Genomic DNA, 20163 nt, shown 5'->3' with positions numbered 1-20163 from the left:
GACGGGTCCTTCCAGGAATCCGGCCGCGCATGACGGCTGGAATGGGTTAGGTGACCCACAATGGTTCGCGAAAAATGGGTTGTCCAATCCAGAATCTGCTAGCGTTGCGTGCATGAGTACCGAGGCGCGGCGGCCCCCCGAGAAGAAGTTGACCCGCAAGGGGCAGGAGACGCGGCGCCGGATCGTGGCCGCCGCCGCACAGCTCATGTACGAGCAGGGTGTGACCGAGGCGACGCTGGAAGATGTGCGGGCGGCCGCCGGCGTGAGCGGCTCGCAGATCTACCACTACTTCGCCGACAAGCAGGAACTCCTGCTGGCCGTGATCGAGTTCCAGACCGAGGCGGTGCTGGACATGCAGAAGCCGCTGTTCGCCGGGCTCGACACCATGGAGGGCCTACGGCAGTGGCGGGATGCGCTGGTGGAATACCAGCTCCGGCTTCAGTGCCGCGGCGGCTGCCCGATCGGCTCCCTCGGCAGCGAGATCGCCGAGACCAACCCCGAGGCGCGGCTCGCCGCGGCCAGCGGCTTCCTGCGCTGGGAGTCGGCGATCCGTAGCGGTCTCCAGCGGATGTACGACCGCGGTGAACTCGACGCCGACCCCGACGACCTCGCCCTCGCAACGCTCGCCGCGCTCCAGGGCGGCCTGCTGCTCACCCAACTGCAGCGCCAGGTCAGGCCGCTGGAGGCGGCGCTGGACGCGATGCTCGACCACATCGAAGATCGCACGAGGACCGCAGAAGAACGGCGTGCACGTACGCCCGGCCCGTCCAGCGTCGTCGCCTAGGGACGGATGCCGTCGGCGCACCGGCCTCATCGCCACGTGCGCGGCGATCGATCGGCAGCGGCAGGTCTCGATGGAAGACGGCCATGGGTCGACCGGGGCCGTTGTACTCGTCGACGATCTTCGTGTCGAAGCCGAGGCTGCGATGGAACGCGATCGAGCCGGTGTTCCCGACCGACGTGATCGCCTTCAACCGCCGCGCACCTTGACGTTCCGCCGCTTCGGCGAACGCCGTGTAAAGGTCACGCCCGAGACCGGTGCCGCGGGTGTCGTCGCGTGTGGCGATCAGATGCACGTAGCCGGTGCCGTCCGGGGTGACGAACCCGAAGACGTACCCACGGATTCCGTCCTCGGCCCTGGCGACCAGACAGGTGGAACCGAACTCCTGGACCAGTGCCAGCAGATGCAGCGACCGAAGGTCGCGTTCGCCCCAGTAACGGGGGTGGTCGGTCAGGACCTGGTGGAAGTCGCCCACTTGGGCCGGTGCGATGTGTATCCCCATGGCGACGATCATGGCAGGCGCCGTCGCGCTCGACGGGGCTCACAGACCCGCAGAGCAGGCCCATGCCGCTCAACCCTGCGTGGCCGGGCTGAGCGGCAGGCACCACAACATCATCTCTCGGACGTTCTCAGCGCAGGACGAGGTTGATCAGTCGGGCGCTCCGTTCGTCCTTCGCGTCGGTCGCCAGCGCGATGTAGCGCGCGGTCAGGTCCGTGCTGAGACGTCGGTCGCGGCCGTGGCCGGTGAGGTGTCCGGCCGTCCGGTAGGTGAGGCCGTCGGTGCTGTACTCCGCCCGGAGGCCCGGCACTTGGCCTCCGGTCCATTCGGTGCGGACGTCACGGACGCGGTGCTGATCGCCGAGATCCACGACGATTCGGCCGTGCGGACCGGGCGTCCACGCGGTTGCCGCACTGCCGTCGACGGCGGCCTCGGGATCAGCCATGCCGGGCGGCAGGGGATTGGTCGGGAACACGACGCGGCCGAGCGCGAGATTGTCCAAGGGGTAGGCGGTTGCCCTCGGGAGGGAGACGGTCGTGGTGCGGTGCGAACGGATCACCACGGTCTTCTTCTGCCCCTGTCCGCCGACCTGGACCCGGCAGGCCGGACCGGTGAAGCGCACCGTCGCGCCGTCGACGACCTCCACCCGCAGGCCCGTCGGAAGCCGGTTTCCGGTGAGAGCCCGCAGCGTCATGCGAGGCGGGAGCAGGCGGGCCTCCGCCGCGTCGAGACGTGCCTCGTAGGAACTGCCCGTCCTGGTGAACACCTGCCGGCCTTCGAACACGACCGCTGTGGAGCCGGGTTGGGGGATGTCGACGGTAGTGGAGACCGGTGATCCGGACAGGTTGAACAGGCTGAGGTGGCTGTCGGTGAGAGCGGCACGGACCGCGTCGGCCGTGGTGCGGGGGACGGCGCCGTCCGCCAGGGCGCGCAGTTCGCTGACGGACGTGTCGGCGAAGCCTTCCACAAGGAGCGGTGCGGCCGGGCCGTCGGCCAGCACGACGGCGTCGCCTGACACGGTGATCGGGTGCTCGGAGCCGGTGACCCGCAGGCCGGCCCGGCCGTCGATGTCCAGCCAGTTCCCCCGGCTGGAGATGTCGGGCACCGGCCAGGAGGCGAGGTTGTTCCAGGTCGCTCCGTCCGTCGATCCCTGCACGATGTAGGCGCGGCCCGCGGCGGCTTCCCAGCGCAGGGTGACGCGGTCGACGAGCTGAGGGGCGCCGAGGTCGACGGCGAGCCAGCTGTCCGCCCGGGGGCGGTCGGCCCGCGACACCGCCCACCGGGTCGTGTCGTTGCCGTCCACCGCCAACGCGGGCTCCCGGCCTGTGTCGTTGGAGGACGCCGTTGCCGTACGGCCCTGGGCGAGGTCGGCTCCGCCCGCCCCGTCACGGACCTGGAGGCTGAAGACGGAGTACCCGTACGTCGGGTCCGGACTGACCCCGAGCATGCGCACGTGGCGAACCTCGGCGGGCGTGAACGTCACCTCGTCGACGCGAGGCGTCGGAGTCGGCGGGCGGGAGTCCTGGGCGGTGACGGCGGTACTGCCCTCGGCGTACCGGTAGGTCCGCGAACCCGTCAGGCCAGGCACGCCCGGCATCGTCAAGTTGTGGACCTCCAGCCGCCCTTCACCCGCGGCGATGCCTGTCGTCGCGTAGACGACCGCTCCCGTCGGCAGAGTCGTCAGGCCCACGTAGCCCGACGCCAGGCGCAGCAGCGTGGCACTGCCGTCGAATCCGTCGCGGCGGCCGTCGTACACATGGACCTGCCGTCCTGTCACCACGGTCGACGTGCCGGGGAGGAACATCGGGGTCGCTCCACTGACACGGAACAGCCAGTCGTCGTGGGCGGGTTGCCAGGCGAACTTCACGAACCCCGGTTTGGTGACGGCTCCCGCCCAGGCGGCCGCGGACTGGTGGGACAGCAGCCCGGGTCCGGAGCCGAAGTCGGTCACCCCCGCCGAGCGGGCGAACAACTCGGCCTGGGAAAGGGGCTGGACGACCCGCCCGTGGGCTCGGGCCCAGTGGTGCAGGAGGTAGCTGATGGCCAGTTCGGCGCGCGCCTCGGGTTCGTACTTCGGCTCACCGGAGAACTTCGCGAGCCGGTACTGCGGCGGGTACTGCTGATACGCCTCCAGCCGCTCCGCGAGGGCCGTCTCGGCCCGGGCCGCCGCGCGGTCCCCGCCGACCTGGGCCAGGAACGCGAGGGGTATGACATCGCGTCCGTACAGATGCTCCCGGTCGTTGACCATGGGCATCAGCGGCTCACCCGCGTCGCTCATGACGCTCAGGAGAGTGCGCCACAGCGCGTCGGCGTTGGGCTGGCTGGTGAGGACCTCGGGCAGTGGCCGGCCCGCGGTGATGAAGTGGGCGGCATTGCGGCCCGACGTGCGCCAGAGCTCTTCCTGGTAGTGCGGTCCGAACGAGCCGTGGTTCTCGACGATGAAGGTGTCGTAGGTGTTGTGGGCGGTGTTCTCGGAGACCCGGACGCCGTCCACGAGGGCCGGGTTCGCGGCATCGGCCTGCGGCAGGCCGGCTTCGTTGCGCGACCAACGACCGTACGCCTTCGCCCAGTCCGCGTGCCGCGGGTCGTCGGCGGCCCAGGCGAGACCCGGGGCGAGGGACTGGGCGTAGACACCCATCTCCTCCAGCTTGGTGTCCGCTTCGTAGCCGCCGAGCAGTCCGTTCGGGGTCCACCCGCCTGAACCGGGGTCGTTGGCGGTGCCCAACCCGGTGGTGTAGGCGGCCTGTTCGCGCGTGATGGTCTCGATGTCGGCGCGCGTCGCGCTGTCGAGGTCGTCCCACAACAGGCGGGCGGCCAGCAGGAAGTACAGCTGGAAGGTCGTGTCGAAGAACAGTGTCCGGCCCCACTCGGTGCCGCCGGTGAGCCGGTTGCTCGCGGCGAAGTGCTTGATCGTGGCGAGAGTCCTCGACTTGAGGGTCGCTTCGTCCACGCCGGCCCGGTCGCCGTCGTAGGTGCCGTGCGTGAGCAGTACGGCGTTGCCGAGGACCACGGCGAAGCCGAAGTCCTTGGCGGTGTAGTAGCCGCGGGCCGCGTCCCACTGGGTCTCCGACCAGTGGGTGTGGTTCAGCAGGACGCGGTAGTAGGTCTCCGCCACCGGGTCCGGGGTCGAGGCCGGGGTCGAAGGCGCGTCTTCCTGGGCTTGGGCGGCACTGCCTCCTGCGGCGATCGGGAGGGTCGCCAGGCCGACGGAGGCGCTGAGGAACTGGACGAATCGGCGGCGGTCGAGCTGTGATCTCGGGACCATTCGTGGTGCCTTTCGGGCTTAGACAACGTTGTCAGCCGGAGTGGCGGCAATTCTTCAGTCCTGGTTCTCGAAGAGTCAAGGGTCATGGCGGACGCGGCCGTTGATTCACAGAGAGCCCGCACTCGTAGTCGGCGTTTCTCGTCAATGTCTGCTGTGGTCGATGAGTCTCGTGCGGATCCATGGTCAATAGACCTGGATGCACCGACAGCGGTGGGCCCGTGCTGGGGATGTTCCCGCTCGGGAGGAAGCAGATGGAGGCTGTGATGAGCGTCGACGACTCCGACCAGGGGCACGCGATCCGGACGGGTGGGCAGGGGACGCGGGTGAGCGGTCCCAGGGTGTTGGTGGCGGGGGCGAGCGTCGCGGGACCCGCGCTGGCCCACTGGCTGCGCCGGCGGGGCGCTGAGGTGACCGTGGTGGAGCGGGCTCCCGAGCTGCGTCCCGGCGGGCAGGCGGTGGACGCGCGCGGGATCGCCAAGGAGGTCATCGGGCGCATGGGGTTGGACGCGGCGGTGCGCGCGGCATGCACCGACACCGCCGGCGCGTACACCGTGGACGCGGACGGGAAGGTGCTGGAGACCTTTCGTGCCGAGGACGACGGTGGCGACGGGTTCATCGCGGACATCGAGATCCTGCGTGGGGACCTGTCCCAGGTGCTCTACGACGACACCCGCGACGGCGTCGAGTACGTCTTCGGCGACCGGATCGCCGAGCTCGCCCAGGACGCGGACGGCGTCGACGTGGTCTTCGCGGGCGGCGACCGGCGGCGCTTCGACCTGGTGGTCGGGGCGGACGGGCTGCACTCGGAGCTGCGAGCGATGGTCTTCGGACCGCATGAGCAGTACCTCCGCCACCTCGGGCAGGTGCTGGCCTTCTTCAGTGTGCCCAACGACTTCGGGCTGGACCGCTGGCTGCTGGAGTACCAGGATCAGGCCTCCGGGCGCTCCGCCCTCCTGCGGCCCATCCAGGACGCCACCCGGGCGATGGCCATGTTCTACTTCGCCTCGGCGGGCTTCGACGTCGACCACCGCGATGTCGCAGCGCAGAAGGCTCTGCTGCGGGAGCGGATGGCGGACCTGGGCTGGTTGACCCCGGACATCCTCGCGCACCTGGACGACACTCCGGACTTCTACCTCGACCAGGTCGCCCAGGTGGTGATGGACCGCTGGTCGAGTGGACGGGTGGGGTTGCTCGGGGACGCGGCGTTCAGCTCGTCACCGATGTCCGGGCAGGGCACCGGGCTGGCACTGGTCGGTGCCTACCTGCTGGCCGGAGAGCTGGCCGCGGCCGGATGGGACCCGGAGGTCGGGTTCGCCCGCTACGAGGCGCGGATGCGCTCGTTCGTCGAGGCCAACCAGGAGATCGGCCGGTTGAACGCCCGCAGTCGCGACGTCCCCGGGCCGGACACCGAGCCGCTCCCCGATTTCGCCGGCGAATGGTTCACCGAGCTGGTCGGACGCGCGATCAACGGCGTCGAACTGCCCGACTACGCGGGGGTGCCGGACTCCGCAGCCCCGACCGGATCGCCGACCACCTCGTCGGCCAAGCCATAGGTCCGAGGTCGGGTCACTCGCCGCCCGCGGAAACGGAGCACGTCGTGCGTGTCCTCGTCCTCACCAAACCGTTCGGCCCTCTGGCACCGGAAGTACTGTCCGAACAGCTGGTTCGCGCCGGGGCGGACGGTGCCGACCTCCTGGTCAGGGAAGGCCAGACCGTCACGCCGGACACTCCGGAGCGGATCGGCGAGACGGCACGGGCCCTGCGCGGGAATGGCTGTGAAATCGGATTCCTGAGTACGGACCTGACCTCCGCGGGCCCTGTGGCCGACCGTCTGCTCGGACACTGCGCCGAGGAGGGCGTGACCCGGGTGCGCGTCGGCTTCTACCGCTACGACGCGGAGTCCGACTACCCGGCCGGCCTGGACCGGGCCCGTCGTGACCTCGCCGGGCTGGCCGATCTGGCGGCCCGCCACGGCGTGCGGCCCGTGCTCGCGCTGCACCACGGCACCCTCCGCCCGTCGGCCGCGCACGCGATGCGGCTGCTCGACGGCCGGGACGACGTGCTGATCCACCCCGACCCCGGAAACCAGGCCAAGGAGGGCAGCGAGGACTGGCGGCTCACGCTCGACACGATCGGCGGCCTCGACCGGGTCGGCTGTGTCGGTGTGAAGAACGCCCTCTGGGAGCAGGTCGGTTCACCCGAGGACTGGACATGCCGGTGGCAGCCCCTCGCCGACGGCGGCGTGGTGCCCTGGCCCGCGCTCCTGGCCGGGCTCACCGGGGCCGGCTACACCGGCCCGCTGTCGCTGCACGTCCACTACGCCAACGACGACCCGTCCGCCGCGGTCCGCCGCGACGTCGGGCAGCTGCGCGGTCTGCTGGCGGAAGCGGGGGCGACGACCTTGGCGCGCTGAGCGACACACGAACTTCGCTGGCGAGGGGGACCATGGGCGACTGGGAGCTGGGACTGGCTACTTCGAAGGTGCCGGACATGACGGAGGACGCCGGAGCGTCCGCGGAGCCGACCGCTCCGGACGACGGACCAGGTGTCCCAGGCGCGAAACCGCTCCCCGCCACACGCAAGGGGGACCGCAGGCGACGGGTCACGATCACCGACGTCGGCGCGGCGGCCGGAGTGTCCACCTCGACCGTCTCCCGAGTCCTCAACGGCACGGCCCACGTCGATCCCGAACTCGCGCGCCGGGTGCAGAGCGCGGTCGCCGAGCTCGGCTACCGCCCCAACGCGGCCGCCCAGGGACTGGCCCGCGGCGAGGCGGGCGCCATCGGCGTGCTCGTCCCCGACCTGGCCAACCCGTACTTCCCCGATGTGCTCAAGTCCGTGTCGGCGGTGGCCCGTTCGCACGGTCGGCGGGTGATGGAGTCGGACGGCGACCCGACGAGTGAGCACGAGCTGGCCGAGGATCTGATGCGCTGCTGTGACGGCGTCCTGCTCTGCTCGCCCCGCATGGACCGCGCCGCGATCGTCGACCTCGCCCTGCGCGGCCGTCCGCTGGTGCTCGTCAACCGGATCGTGCCCGGCCTCGGAGTCCCCGCGGTCTCCGCCGACTTCTACGGAGGGATGACCCTGGTCTGCGGCCATCTCGCACAACTCGGCCACCGGCGCGTGGCCTATCTGAGCGGCCCCGAGGCGTCCTGGGCCAACGCGGAACGGATCCGCGCCTTCGACGCCGCCGCGTTCGGCGTGGAGGTCACGGTCATTCCCTGCGGCCATACGGCACGGCAGGGCTACGAGTCGGCGGACGCGCTGCGGGCCGCCGACGTGACCGCCGCCGTCGCCTACAACGACCTGGTGGCGACCGGTGCCGTGGCCGCGCTGGAGGCAGCGGGGCTGCGGATCCCTGAGGACATGTCGGTGATCGGCTGTGACGACATCTCCCTCGACGACCTGCCCGGCTCCCGTCGGTTCACCACCGCCTCCATGGCCCGCGACGAACTCGGCACCCTTGCCGCACGGCGCCTGGAGTCCCTGATGACCGACGGCGACGACAGCGAGCCGCACTACATCCCGATGGAGCTTCGCGTACGGCGCACCAGCGCGCCGCCCGCCGCGCTGCCCAACCGCACCGGCTGACCCGGCGCGAACGTCCCGGTCCGGCGGCCGGACGGACGGCCCGCACGGATTCCCCGGCCGCGCGCGGAAGTTCACCGCGTACGTCTGCACAAGGCCGACGTGCTGAACCGGACCACCGTGAAGCCCTGCGACTTCTGAACCGGCCGGTATCACAGGGCACCTTGCCATGGACGGTGCGCCGGTTCCTCGCGACGATGCGTGGGGAGTCGACGGGGAGGTGCGGCGTGGATGCTCCCTTTGTGGGGAGAGGCGAGTCCCTCGCGCTGCTGGAGAGAGCCCTGGAGCGGGCGCGGTCGGGCGTTCCGCAACGGGTGTTGGTGGAGGGCGGGGCGGGCTTCGGCAAGACGGCCCTCGTGCGACGGTTCCTGGACCTCGGGGGCGTACAGCGTGTGCTGTACGCGGAAGGGGCCGAGGCCGAGTCCGGTCTTGAGTTCGCGGTGCTGGACCAGTTGCTGGCGGGCACATCAGGTGTGCCGTCGCACGGCGGATCGGTGGATCCGTCGGCGGCGGGCGCCGGACTGATCGACGTCATGGACGAGGCCCAGGACCCCGGCGGGGGAGTGGTGGCCGTCGTGGTCGACGACGCGCAGTGGGCCGACCATCCCTCGTTGCTGGCACTGACCTTCGCGGTGCGCAGACTGCGTGCCGACCGCGTGGTCGCGGTCGTGGTGGTACGGGACATCCATGACGTGTCACTGCCGGTGGGGCTGCGTCGACAGTGGACGGCGGCGGACACGGTACGGATCAGACTCGAAGGCCTGACCGTGGCCGAACTGCGCCTGTTGCAGCACCGATTGGGAGCAGGAAGGCTGTCGGCCCGTGCGGCGGCGCGGCTGCACGCGCACACCGCCGGCAACCCACTGCACGTACAGGCGCTGTTGGAGCAGGCGGACCCCGGCCTGCTCGACGAACTGGAGCACGCCGACCGCACGTTGCCCGCCCCGAAGTCCTTCACCGAACTGGTCCTCGCCAGGCTCACCGGCTGCACGTCCGCGACCGGCGACCTGGTGTGCGCGGCGAGCGTGCTCGGCGTCCGCGGCCCGCTCGACGCGGCCGCGCTGCTCGCGGGCCAGGACGACCCGTTGCCCGCTCTCGAAGAAGCCGTCTCGGTGGGCCTGTTGACCGAACGTGCGGGGGACACCTCGGTCTCCTTCCCGCACCCGCTCGTGCATGCCGCGGTCTACCATCAGCTCGGCCCCGTCCGGCGCGCCGCCCTGCACCTGCGCGCCGCAGACCTCACCGGCGAGGAGTCCCTGGCCCTGCGACACCGCGCCTGCGCGGCGACCGGCACCGACTCTGCGCTGGCAGCCGACCTCGCCGCGCTCGGCCGTCGGCTCGCCGCCGAGAGAGCCTGGTCGACGGCCGCCGTGCAACTCTCCACCGCTGCCGGGCTGAGCCCCGACCGGGCAGCGTACGAACAGCTCACCCTGGAGGCGGTCGAATGCCGGCTGCTCGCCGGCGAGGTGCCCGACACCGCCCAAGCGGCCCAGCAGGTCCAGGAGTTCGCCCACAGCGCGTGGCGCAGCTACCTCCTGGGCCGCCTCACCCTGTCCGACGTGGACCGCTCCGAGGCGCTGCTCCACGATGCCTGGCGACGTTGCGACCCCGGCACCGAGCGGGAGCTCGGCGCACGGATCGCCGGCCAGCTCGCCGGGCTGTACGGCAGCATGCTGCGAGGCGCGGACGAGGCCGAGTGGGCACGGCTGGCGCTGCGGCTCGCCCCCGAATCCACCGCCATCGACATGGTCCGCTATCTGGCGATCAGCGGCAGGGCCATGAGCGGGCGGGCCGCGGCGGAACTCGCGGTGCTGCGGCCACTGCCCGATCCCGCCCTCGCCTCGCCCGAGGAACTGGAAGAGCTGCTGGGGCGGGGCACGCTGCGCGGGCACACCGGTGATCTGGCGGGCGCGATAAGGGACCTGAGCGGAGTGCTGGGGGCCTGTCACACGCGCTCGGCGTTGTTCCGCGTGGTCGCCGCGACCGTACTGGCCTGGTACGAGTTCCGGGCGGGCCGCTGGGACGACTCGACGGACCACTGCGACTTCGCGCTGTCCCTGGCCGTCGACACCGATCAGCCGCATGTCGCCTTCACCTGCCACACGATCCTCGCGCTGGCCCGGTCCGCCCGCGGCCAATGGACCGAAGCCGCCCATCACGCACAGATCACCAGGGAGTACGCGACCTCCGGCCACCCCTATCCCACGGTGCAGGCGGCTGTCGCCGCGGCCCATCTGGCCCGTGCTCGCGGCGAGCCCGAAGCCGTTGTCACCGCCCTCGGACCCCTGCTCACCCTCGGCAGGCGGGGCAGGTTCGAGGAACCGGGCATGATGCCCTGGCCGGATGTCCTCGCCGACGCGTGGACCACGCTGGGCGAACACGAACGCGCCGAGGAAACTCTGGGCCCCTACGAGGAGTTGGCCGCCGAGCGTGCACATCACGGCGCTCAGGCGCTCGCCGCCCGCAGCCGCGCGACCCTGCAGGCCGCCCGAGGCGACGCCGCCGGCGCCGAGAACACCTTCCAGGCCGCACACCGTCATGCCGAACATGCCCAGGAGCCCTTCGAACGCGCGCAACTGCACCTTGCCCACGGCCAGTTCCTGCGCCGCACCAACAAACGCACCAGGGCGGGCGAACAGCTCCGAGCCGCCGAAGAGATCCTCCTGCGACTGGACGCCAGGCCCGACCTGGACCGCTGCGCAAGGGAATTGGCGGCCTGCGGTCTGGAGTCCGGCGAGCCCACGACCCGCCAGGAGAGTGTCCTCACCGCGCAGGAACTGGCGGTGGCCCGCAGAGCGGCGTCCGGGCTCACCAACCGCCAGGTCGCGCGCGAACTCGTCATCAGCGTCAAGACCGTCGAGTACCACCTCGGCCGCATCTACCAGAAGTTCGGGATCGACTCGCGCCACCACCTCGCCCCCCGACTCGCGGCCGAACAGGACTAGGGAGCACCCCGGGTCACTCCCCGGTGCCCGTGCGCCGGCTGCCGCCTAGCGTCGGTGGAGCCTTCGGGGAACACCCGCGGAGGCAGTCCGAACTCGGGGGAGAGCAAAGAAATGCCAGACAACACAACCGACAACACAGAAGCCGTCGTCACCGGCATTCCCGACGCCAAGGTCCAGGCCGTGACCGAGCGCGTGGTACGGGAGTTCCAACTTGCCGCGGACAAGGTCGCGGCACACCACGGCGGACCCGTGAAGTTCCCGATGCCCACCGACGGTTCCGCCACGGAGCACCTCCTGGCCAGGAGGTTCGCCCAACTCCCCGCAGGCCACCAGAAGGAGGCCGCGGCACGAGTCGTGGCCGACCTCGGGAACGCGGCGGCTCGATCGAAGCGGCTCGGTGACCTCACCAAGGTCGATCTGCGGTCCCCGACCCCGGTCGAGGCCCAGGTCCGCGCGCTGCCCTTCCCGGACGGGCTGAAGTTCCCCGCCGGCGAACTGCGCAAGAGCCCGGCGATCAGTGCCCCGCAGCGTGTGCAGGAGGCGGCCGCGGAGCAGTTGACGAAGCTGGAACTGCGGATCCAGCAGGTGACGTGTCTCGACGACACGAGTGAGCTGGGCGCGGACGAGATCGATGCGGCCGGCGTCAGCGTCGACGAGAGCGGCGACACCAAGAAGGTCCCCGCGTTCCGGGTGCGCAGCTTCCGCACCGGTGACGTGCAGAAGTACACACCGCCTCGGCAGTTCACGTTCTTCAGCCTGACCGAGGGCACGGTGCAGTTCCCGAAGTCCTACTTCGTCACCCTGGCACTGGCGGAGGAGGACTGGGGTGGCTTCGACGATTTCCTCAACGAGCTGCTCGCCAAGGTCAAGACCGAGGTGGTCGCCGCGATAGCGGCTGCCATCGGGGGAGCGATCGGTTCCCCCGGCGGCCCCATCGGGATCGTCATCGGGATCGCCGTGGGCTGGGCGGTCACTGAGATCTTCGAGTACCTCAAGAGCACGTGGGGCGACGAACTGTTCCTGCCGGTCACCGTCAGCGCTGTCATCCCGTCGCTGACCAGCCGCTGGACCGGAAAGCCGGACAGCCCGGAGCACACCGTGAAGTACACCGGCCACGGCGGCAGTTACCAGTTGGTCTACGACTGGCGGATGTACAAGTGACGGCAGCCGGGACACAGCAGAACCGCCCCGTCCACGAGCCGGCCCCTGATCTACCCGGATGAGATGACCGCCAAGGGACGCCCGTCCCACCGCGGCCGCTCCTGACAACCAGCCCGGCTCGATCCGCGTCAGCCATCGACGCGGTACAGGATGGGCCGTCCGCCGTGGACGGCCCATCCGCCGTCGGCATCGATCCCCGTCATCTCACCCGCACGTGAAGGCGAGTCGCAGCCGCGTGCTCAGGCGCGAATGATCTTGGGGAAGGCCTTGGTCGTGTCGACGTAGTACTTGCGGACCAGCCGGCCGAAGCCGCCCTCCGCGCTGCCGAGCATCATCGTCTTGACGACCTCCAGGCTCTTCGCGGCAGTGAAGTCCTGCGGCTTGGTCTCGGTGACGCCGGCGACCAACGCCTCCCACGCCGTCCGAGACTCCGTCGTGGCACTGATGTCCGGGTCGAAGCCCAGGTAGTAGCCGCTTCCATCGGTCTCCTGCCCGACGGCCAGGAAGACGATCACATGGAATCCGGCGTTGCGCTCGTTGTTGAACTTGCTCTGCGCCCCGCCCACGTGTCCCGTCGAACCGTTGACGTACACGGCACGGTCGGCCTTGACGGCCTTGTCGACGGCGGTCCACTTGGCCGGGACGCCGATCGTCACCGAGAGGTCGCTGGGCTCGTACAGCCCGTCTTTCCCGGCGCTCAGGAGACCGCCTACCCTCTTGGCGCGCACCTGGCAGTCGCTGTCCAGCATCTTCGCGAACGTGGAATCGGCCGGCATCTGCAGCCAGCACTGGAGGCGTTCGAGGGCGGTGCCCGTCGTCGCATCCACCGCCTTCGAGATCCGGTCCCTGATGTCCTTGACGGTCGGTGTGGTCGGGTCGTCGGCTTGAACGTACGCCTGCTTGATCACGAAATATCCCCCCAAGTCCGGCTTCCGTTGGGGCCACTATGGGGCACGGAGCGTGCCTTCGGAAGAGCGGGGAACGCAGATCCCGGGGCCGGGTCGGATGCCGTCTGACCTGGTGAGTCTGCGGTGACATGTGAGGATCGGAGACAGGAGAGAACAGGTCGGGGCTCCTGTGGGAAGGCCACCGTTCCCGTCCCCCTGTGTCACTCGCCGCGCCAGGACTCCAACCGCTGCGCGACGGCGCGCAGATCGGCTTGCTGTCCACGGACCGCCTGGGCGAGTTCGTACAGATCGTCGTCCTTGGCCTGGAGGGGCTGACCGGAGACGTGCATGTACTGGCTGGCGCAGGCCCAGCCGATGACCAGGTTGTAGTCGGTGAAGGGGCGCAGCAGCAACGCGGTGTGCAGGAAGGTGGCGGCTCGGGAGGCGACCTCTTCGTAGTACAGAACCCCGCGCTCCCGCTCGAACGTGTGCCGGTCGGCCATGAACCCAAGTGCGCCCCAGTCGGCGATGGGCACGTTGAGCGGGGAGATCGCCGACTGGATCTGCAGGACCCAGCCGACATCGACACGGATGATCGGGCTCACCGCTGTCCCTCGGGGAAGCGGGCCACGACACCGGGAAGCACCCGGGCGGCTTCCTCGACCGCCCCCTCCACGAAGGCGAGCCGATCCGCCTCCTGCACGGTCACGTCGTGGACGTGCTGCTTCAGACTCCGACCCGTGAGCGCCGCCCGTTCGCGGAGCCGGGCCATCTCGTCTTCGGTGAATTCCACGTTGAGTGCGGGCATGAACGCAAGGTACCGCACCCGGTACCGAGTGCGGTACCGGACGTCACGTGATCCGACACGGAGAACGGCTGGGCGGCGCCGACCGACTCCCGTTGTCGGGCGATTGCGTGTTCCTCACTGTCTGCCGGCGACCAAGCGCAGGGTGGGTTCTCTGCGGAGCCTTACGAAGATGACGGCCAGAGCGACGGCCTGTACGAGAGCGCAGACCAGGATGACGTTGCCGAGGTGCGGCGGCGGGGTGAGCGCCACGAGGATGCCCGCCACGGGGAAGGGCAGCAGAAGGAGCAGCATCGTCAAGGAGAGAGTGGCACCGAGCGCGGTGACAGGGATGATCAGCGAACGCACCGTGCGCAGCACGACCGTGAGGCCGCCGTCGCCCGCCATGAAGATCGCTATGAGGACGGTGTAGGAGGCGAAGGACGGAGCCTCGGCAAGGGCGAGACACGCGGCGGAGGCGAGCGTCGCCGACACCATGCCCACTCCCCAGAGGTCGATGCGGCTCACCGCCAGACGGCAGCACGTGATCGCCAGCAGGGTCGCCACGGCGGCGGCCGACCACATGGCGCCGACATCGGCGGAAGAACGCCCGAAGGTCTCCACCACGATCACAGGACTGGCCGACTGGAGCAGCCCGAGGGCGAGGTTGGAACAGGCCAGCCCGGCCACCAGCCAGCCCAGGACGGGAAGCGTCAGCAGAGTATTGAGGCCCAGGCGCAGCGCACTGTTGCTTCCCGCGGCGTCGGTACGTGCGGCGCGCAACGGGGTCGGGGGAGTCTGCAGACCGAGTACGGCGGCCACCAAGGACAGCGCACTCAGGCACCCGAGCATCCATCCCGGCCCCGCCAGGAGCAGGAAACCGGCGATCAGCGGACCGACGACCGCGGCCGTCTGGTCGATGCCGACGAGGACCGCCTGGATGCCATGAGGCCGCGCTTTGTCCCGCCGGGTGACGATCGCACCGACGGCTTCATTGGCGACGAAACCGAACTGGGAGAGTGTGCCGGTGACGGCCGCCAGACTCAGCACGACCGCGGTCTCCTCCGTGCCCTGCGGCAGCATGAGCACCGCGACCGCCGCGCCTGCCACCACCATGGCGCGGGCGAGAGAAGCGATGAAGCAGACGATCGCCGCGCCCCGGCGGTCCACGGCACGGCCGGCGGGGACGAACGCCACGATCCGCGGAGTCCACTCCAACGCGAACGCCAGGCCCGTCAAGGACGGCGAACCGGTAATGGTGAGGACCAATAGGGGCATGGCGTACGTCGCCATGGAAAACGCCAGCGCGTCACCCGCGCGTGGAGCATAGATGCGCCGAAAGAGACTGCCTGGCGGAACGGCGGCATGCCGACCTGCAGGCAGATTCTCGCGCACGGTGATGGCCACGAAAGAGGGAGGCTTTCGACGAGATGGGTCGGAGACGAGGAGAGATCCGGGTCACTTGCGGGGAAAGCGTGGGGGGAAAGAGACCAGGCTGTGGCAGGTTCTCGTGGGATTGGCCAAGACGGTCGGCGGAGGACCGAGTTGCAGCTGCGCTCATCACGCGACACGCGAGGTGACCTGGCCTCCACTTCGGGGAAGGAAGAGCAACTGGCGTGCAATCACCGGCATTTGACGTCGGGACTATACCGCTTTCAGGGCGACGTGGCATATACGGCGAGGGAGTCTTCCGCCGGAAACGAAATGCCCATCTCCGACCTAAAAGGGCCTGGCTGCAAGATATGCGGTTGTATCAGGCCGATACCGGTGGCCACTCTCCCAATACGGACGTGACGGCTGCTGAAGTGCGGAGCGCGTTCAAGTTCCTTATAGATGTGGCATGTCAGCCCAAAGGAGAGCTTCCGGGGCAGTGACAGGCTGCCGTGCGAGCGCACCGGCAAGAGGAACCGAGTCGAGCGTGCTGCCGGTTGACGCATCGCATCCGCGAGGCGCACCAAGGCCTCGACGTGCAGCTCCTGTCTGTGGAAGCTCCCCTTTCCTCACCTGACGCGGAGATGTACGTTTGTACGTACTTTCCTCGATTCGCTATGTCCTCCGCTGCCGCACGTTTGGATCGACCTGTAGTGATGGACCTGGCCATACGTCGCCGCCGCACGGCGTTGTTCCTCTTCTTCCTCGTGCCGGGTCTGTCGATCTCCTCCTGGGTGACACGAACACCCGACATCAGAGACCAACTGGGCGCCTCGACCGCGCAGATGGGCATCGTCCTGTTCGCCCTCTCGGTCGGCTCCATGCTCGGTGTTCTCGGCTCCGGCACGCTGGTGGCGAAGTTCGGGACCCGGCCGGTCATGGCTGTGGGGACCGCGCTCGTCATTCTCAGCATGGTGGTGATCGGCTGCGGAGCGTGGTGGTCGTCCGCGCCCGTCGTCATGGCGGGGCTCTTCCTCTTCGGCGCCGGCATGGGCGGCGGCGAGGTCGCGGTCAACGTCGACGGTGCCGACGTGGAGCAGATCACCGGCCGAACGGTCCTGCCCACACTCCACGGATTCTTCAGCCTCGGAACCGTGGTCGGAGCTTCGCTCGGCATCGTGTGCACCGCTGTCGGATTCCCCGTGCAGTGGCACCTGGGCACCATCGCCCTCGTCACCGCGGTGATGTTCGCCTACGCCCTGCGGTCCATCCCCCATGCTGTCGGCAAGACCCCCACCACCAAGCAGACCGGCACCGCGGAAAGGCCGCGGCGTCCGGCGGTCTGGAAGGACCGGCGCCTGCTGCTGATCGGCGGCATCATCCTGACGATGGCGCTGGCCGAAGGCGCCGCCAATGACTGGCTGCCCCTGCTCATGGTCGACGGACACGACATGGACCCCGCCCTCGGATCCGCCGTCTACACGGGATTCGCCGCCGCCATGACCATCGGCCGCTTCGGCGGAGGCTTCTTCATCAACCGGTACGGCCGCACTCCTGTCGTCCGCGCCAGCGCGATCTCCGCCGCCCTCGGCCTCTCCGGCGTCATCTTCGTCGACAACGGACTTGTCGCCGGAGCGGCCGTCCTCCTCTGGGGACTGGGCGCGTCCCTCGGATTCCCCCTCGCGCTCTCCGCCGCCGGTGACTCCGGGCCCGACTCGGCCGCACGTGTCAGCCTCGTCGCGATGATGGGCTACGTCGCCTTCCTGGTGGGGCCTCCCGGCCTGGGTTTCCTCGGCGACCGCTACGGCCTGCGCGCAGCGATGACCGTCGTCCTCGCCTTCGTAGCCGTCGCGATCTTCCTTGCCCCCGCCGTCAACACCCGCCGCACACCACCGACGAGCCCCACGCCTGACCCCCAGCCGGCGCCGGCAGAGGAACACCACGACCGCACCGGTCACTGACCCGGCGTTGAGATGTTTCCTGCCGGCCGCCCGGAGGGGCGTCGCGCCGCGACGCCGTGGTGGCTCACCTTGCCGAACTGAAGCGGCTCAGCGCGGTGTTCAGCGGGTGCGTGCGGCGCACGTGACGTCCGTGGCCGGAAGACGGCCGGTGGCGAGGTAGGCGTTGACCGTGTCATCGACGCACGCGGCACCGTAGACGCCGTACACCGCGTGCTGGTCGGCGCCTTTGAGGGTGACCAGGCGGGCGGACGGCCACCCCCGGCGCACCTCTGTGGCGCCGTCGTAGGTGGTGCGCGGGTCTCCGGTGGCGTTGACGAGCAGGGCGGGGAGGTCCTTCCTGATGGCGGTCGGGCGCTCACGGGGTGAGTCCCAGAAGGCGCAGGGGTTCAGGTTGTTGGTGACAGGGCCGATCAGCGGGTCCAGCAGACGCGCGCGCTGGATGTCGCGCCAGTAGACCTCCGAATCCCGCGGTGCGGCCTTGTCACCGCACAGGATCGCCATCTGGACGCTGCCGTAGTGGGAGTCGGCCCCGGTCAGCACGAACGCGAGAGCGTCGGCGAGCCACGGGGACGGGGTGACCTGGTGCCCGCCTGCCGCGCGGCTCAGATCCCGTATCCCTTGTGCGAAGTCCCCGTATGCGGCGTCGTTGTCCTGCGAGAGGCCGTTGATGACGATGATGGGCACCACGTGCTCGTCCACCCGGTAGGCGCCCAGCCGCAACGGCGTGCGGGCCGCGGCGGCCTGGACGCGGTCCACGGCCGCCAGCACAGCCCTGCGGGTGCGGCCCAGGCCGTAGGACGCGTCACGGGCGGCGGCCCAGGAGGCCCATCCCTCCAGCGCGTGGCGGTTGGCCTTCTCGGTGCCCCGCAACAGCCTCGGACCGTACCGGTCCGGCGTGATGACGCCGTCCAGCACGATCCGGTCGGTGCGGCCGGGGAACATCGTGGAGTACACCTGGCCCAGGTAACTGCCGTACGAGTACCCCAGGTAGGAGATCCGCCGCTCGCCGAGCGCCGCGCGGATGACGTCCATGTCGCGCGCGGTGTTGCGGGTGGTGACGTACGGCAGCACGTCGCCCGCGTTTTGTCGGCAGCGCTGGGCGAGGTCCTCCGAGAAAGCCGTCACGCGGTCGAACCCGGCCCGGTCGACGCCGGCGCCCCGCAACGCGGAGCCGGTCGGCCAGTGGCAGTCCAGCGGGGTGCTGCGGCCGACGAAGCGGGGATCCACGCCCACCACGTCGTACCGTGCGCCGACGTCCTTCATCGCCCCGCGTACCCACGGCGGGTCACCGAGCGTCTGCCCGCCGGGGCCGCCGCCGTTCAGCAGCAGCGGGCCGACGCGGTGGGCCGTGTCGGTGGCACGGATCCGGGAGATCGCGACGGTGATCGTACGGCCACCGGGGTCGCCGTAGTCCAACGGCACGGTCACATCGGCGCATTGGGCGCCCGCCTGCTCCAGCTCCTTTCCGGTCGTGTCCTGCGGGCCGAGCAGGCAGCTCTTCCAGTCGAGGCGCTGGTGGTGGTAGCGGGCGAGGGAGTCGGAGTCGGCTGCCTGGGCCGGGAGGGCCGTGACGGGCAGCAGGGGGAGGGCGAGCGCGGCGGCGGCCAGTCCCCAAGCGGTCCTTCTCGTCGTCCTCGAAGCGCACTGCGGCGAGCGGGCTGGGCGGATCACTGATGTTCCCCTTCTGTCGGCTGTCGTCCTGCGGAAGGCCGCCCTTCACAGAGGGCGGCCTGGACCACTTCCTGGAAGTCCTGTTCGGCCTGGAGCGTGTCCGGCACCTGATTGAGCGCGACGGCGACACTCCGCCCGCCGGACCCGACCGCGGTGAGCGCCCGATGGCCTCCCGGCACGGTCCCCGCGTGTCCCCACCACAGGCCGCCGCAGCGCAGCGGAGAGGCGATGACGCCGAGGCCGTAACGAGCGCCGGGCCAGAGCCGGTCGGGGTCGGCGGCCACCGTCCGCCGCATGTCGGCCAGTTGGTCCGCGGGCAGCAGATGACCGTGGAGAAGCGCCGTGATGAAGCGGGTCAGGTCGGCGGGTGAGGAGACCAGCGCGCCGCCGACCCCGCCGAAGGTCGTGTTCCAGGCGGTGCCGTCGACGAGACGGCCGTCCTCGTCGGTGAAGTAGCTGCGCGAGTGCGGCCCGTGGATGGATGGGGCGTCCCCGGGCCAGTACGTGTCGTGCAACCCGAGGGGCTGGATCACACGACGGGTGATCTCCGTCTCCGGAGAATGACCGGTGACCTCCCGGATGATCATGCCCGCGAGGAGGTAATTGGTGGTGGCGTAGTGCCACTTGCCCTGCGGGCGCGGCAGATCGAGGGCGCGGGCCACAAGCTCGCGCGGCTCGAAGTGGCGGTACCGAAGGCGTTCGGGATGCTCCCACTCGGGCGCGTCGAGGTAGTCGGGCAACCCGCTGGTGTGCCGCAGGAGTTCCCGCACGGTGATGCGACGACCGTCGTAGCCGTTGCGCCGGATCAGACCGGGCAGGTAGCGGTCGACGGGAGCGTCGAGTGAGAGCAGGTTCTCGGCCGCGAGCTGGAGAACGACCGTCGCGGTGAACGTCTTGGTGATGCTGCCGGCGCGCAGCCGGTCGGTGGCGTTCATGGGGCGGCCCGTGCGCAGGTCGGCCGTCCCCGCGGTCTCGGTCCAACTCCCGCAGGAGGCGCGCGCGTTGCCTTCGGTGACCAGGACCGCGGCACCGGTGATCCGGTCGCGTTCGGTGAGTGTGCGCAGGGCCTTTCGCAGTTCGTCGTGCGGTCCGCAGATGGCGTGCTGTCGAGCCTCGGGCGGCTGTGCGGCAGCCGGAGCGACGGGCACGACGACGGCCGCCAACAGGACTGCCACGCCGGTGCGTCTGCCCAGCGCCGAGGTTAAGAGGGAGGGTGCCATGCGCCACAACGCTAGGCATCAGCCGTGACG

14 protein-coding genes and 1 pseudogene are annotated in these 20163 nt (G+C 70.1%); 7 read left to right on the top strand and 8 right to left on the bottom strand.

The genetic code is table 11. The features are described 5' to 3' along the window. The first annotated feature begins 112 nt into the window (after positions 1–112). Complete coding sequence (locus ACIP6U_RS09805; RefSeq protein ID WP_401714631.1) at positions 113–784, top strand: TetR/AcrR family transcriptional regulator; 672 nt, start codon at positions 113–115, stop codon at positions 782–784. 55 nt (positions 785–839) lie between these two features. Here the strand turns inward: ACIP6U_RS09805 and ACIP6U_RS09800 are convergent. After that, positions 840–1295 (bottom strand): annotated as a pseudogene (locus ACIP6U_RS09800) (GNAT family N-acetyltransferase); the annotation flags it as partial. A gap of 115 nt (positions 1296–1410) precedes the next feature. Then, positions 1411–4545, bottom strand: coding sequence for a discoidin domain-containing protein (locus tag ACIP6U_RS09795; protein ID WP_401714629.1), 3135 nt, complete (start codon positions 4543–4545; stop codon positions 1411–1413). 263 nt (positions 4546–4808) lie between these two features. Between ACIP6U_RS09795 and ACIP6U_RS09790 the strand changes: the two genes are divergently transcribed. The 5 genes from ACIP6U_RS09790 (at position 4809) to ACIP6U_RS09770 (ending at position 12239) form a co-directional block, all read left to right on the top strand. Beyond that, positions 4809–6098, top strand: coding sequence for an FAD-dependent monooxygenase (locus ACIP6U_RS09790; protein ID WP_401714628.1), 1290 nt, complete (start codon positions 4809–4811; stop codon positions 6096–6098). Between the two features lie 44 nt (positions 6099–6142). After that, positions 6143–6958, top strand: coding sequence for a sugar phosphate isomerase/epimerase family protein (locus ACIP6U_RS09785; RefSeq protein WP_401714627.1), 816 nt, complete (start codon positions 6143–6145; stop codon positions 6956–6958). A gap of 77 nt (positions 6959–7035) precedes the next feature. Next, positions 7036–8136: a LacI family DNA-binding transcriptional regulator gene (locus tag ACIP6U_RS09780; RefSeq protein ID WP_401714626.1), complete on the top strand. Its 1101-nt coding sequence runs from the start codon at positions 7036–7038 to the stop codon at positions 8134–8136. Between the two features lie 224 nt (positions 8137–8360). Beyond that, positions 8361–11078, top strand: a complete 2718-nt coding sequence (locus tag ACIP6U_RS09775; protein ID WP_401714624.1) for a LuxR C-terminal-related transcriptional regulator — start codon at positions 8361–8363, stop codon at positions 11076–11078. A 111-nt stretch (positions 11079–11189) separates the two neighbouring features. Continuing rightward, positions 11190–12239, top strand: coding sequence for a hypothetical protein (locus tag ACIP6U_RS09770; protein WP_401714622.1), 1050 nt, complete (start codon positions 11190–11192; stop codon positions 12237–12239). Between the two features lie 239 nt (positions 12240–12478). Here the strand turns inward: ACIP6U_RS09770 and ACIP6U_RS09765 are convergent, their stop codons facing one another. The 4 genes from ACIP6U_RS09765 to ACIP6U_RS09750 all read right to left on the bottom strand — a co-directional run bounded on the left by ACIP6U_RS09765 (position 12479) and on the right by ACIP6U_RS09750 (position 15317). After that, positions 12479–13147 (bottom strand): hypothetical protein, encoded by a 669-nt coding sequence (locus ACIP6U_RS09765; protein ID WP_401714620.1) that lies wholly within the window; start codon positions 13145–13147, stop codon positions 12479–12481. A gap of 200 nt (positions 13148–13347) precedes the next feature. Continuing rightward, positions 13348–13731, bottom strand: coding sequence for a hypothetical protein (locus tag ACIP6U_RS09760; protein ID WP_401714618.1), 384 nt, complete (start codon positions 13729–13731; stop codon positions 13348–13350). Continuing rightward, entirely contained in the window at positions 13728–13934 is a 207-nt protein-coding gene (locus ACIP6U_RS09755; protein WP_043665140.1) for a hypothetical protein, read from the bottom strand. Before ACIP6U_RS09755 ends, ACIP6U_RS09760 begins: the two co-directional genes overlap by 4 nt. 114 nt (positions 13935–14048) lie before the next feature. Continuing rightward, a complete protein-coding gene (locus ACIP6U_RS09750; RefSeq protein WP_401714616.1) occupies positions 14049–15317 on the bottom strand; it encodes an MFS transporter in 1269 nt (422 codons plus the stop codon). Positions 15318–15997: 680 nt separating this feature from the next. Here ACIP6U_RS09750 and ACIP6U_RS09745 point away from each other — a divergent pair. Next, entirely contained in the window at positions 15998–17242 is a 1245-nt protein-coding gene (locus ACIP6U_RS09745) for an MFS transporter (protein WP_401714614.1), read from the top strand. Between the two features lie 99 nt (positions 17243–17341). Here the strand turns inward: ACIP6U_RS09745 and ACIP6U_RS09740 are convergent, their stop codons facing one another. Next, positions 17342–18913 carry an alpha/beta hydrolase gene (locus tag ACIP6U_RS09740; protein ID WP_401714613.1) on the bottom strand — a complete coding sequence of 524 codons (1572 nt, stop codon included), beginning with the start codon at positions 18911–18913 and terminating at the stop codon, positions 17342–17344. Then, entirely contained in the window at positions 18910–20133 is a 1224-nt protein-coding gene (locus tag ACIP6U_RS09735; RefSeq protein ID WP_401714611.1) for a serine hydrolase domain-containing protein, read from the bottom strand. The genes ACIP6U_RS09740 and ACIP6U_RS09735 overlap by 4 nt, the downstream gene beginning before the upstream one ends. Positions 20134–20163 lie beyond the last annotated feature (30 nt).

This window comes from Streptomyces sp. NPDC088794 (genome assembly GCF_044750545.1).
In the GTDB taxonomy this organism is placed as follows: domain Bacteria; phylum Actinomycetota; class Actinomycetes; order Streptomycetales; family Streptomycetaceae; genus Streptomyces.
Note: the sequence above shows the minus strand (reverse complement) of the source record. Positions and strands in the feature narration are given on the sequence as shown.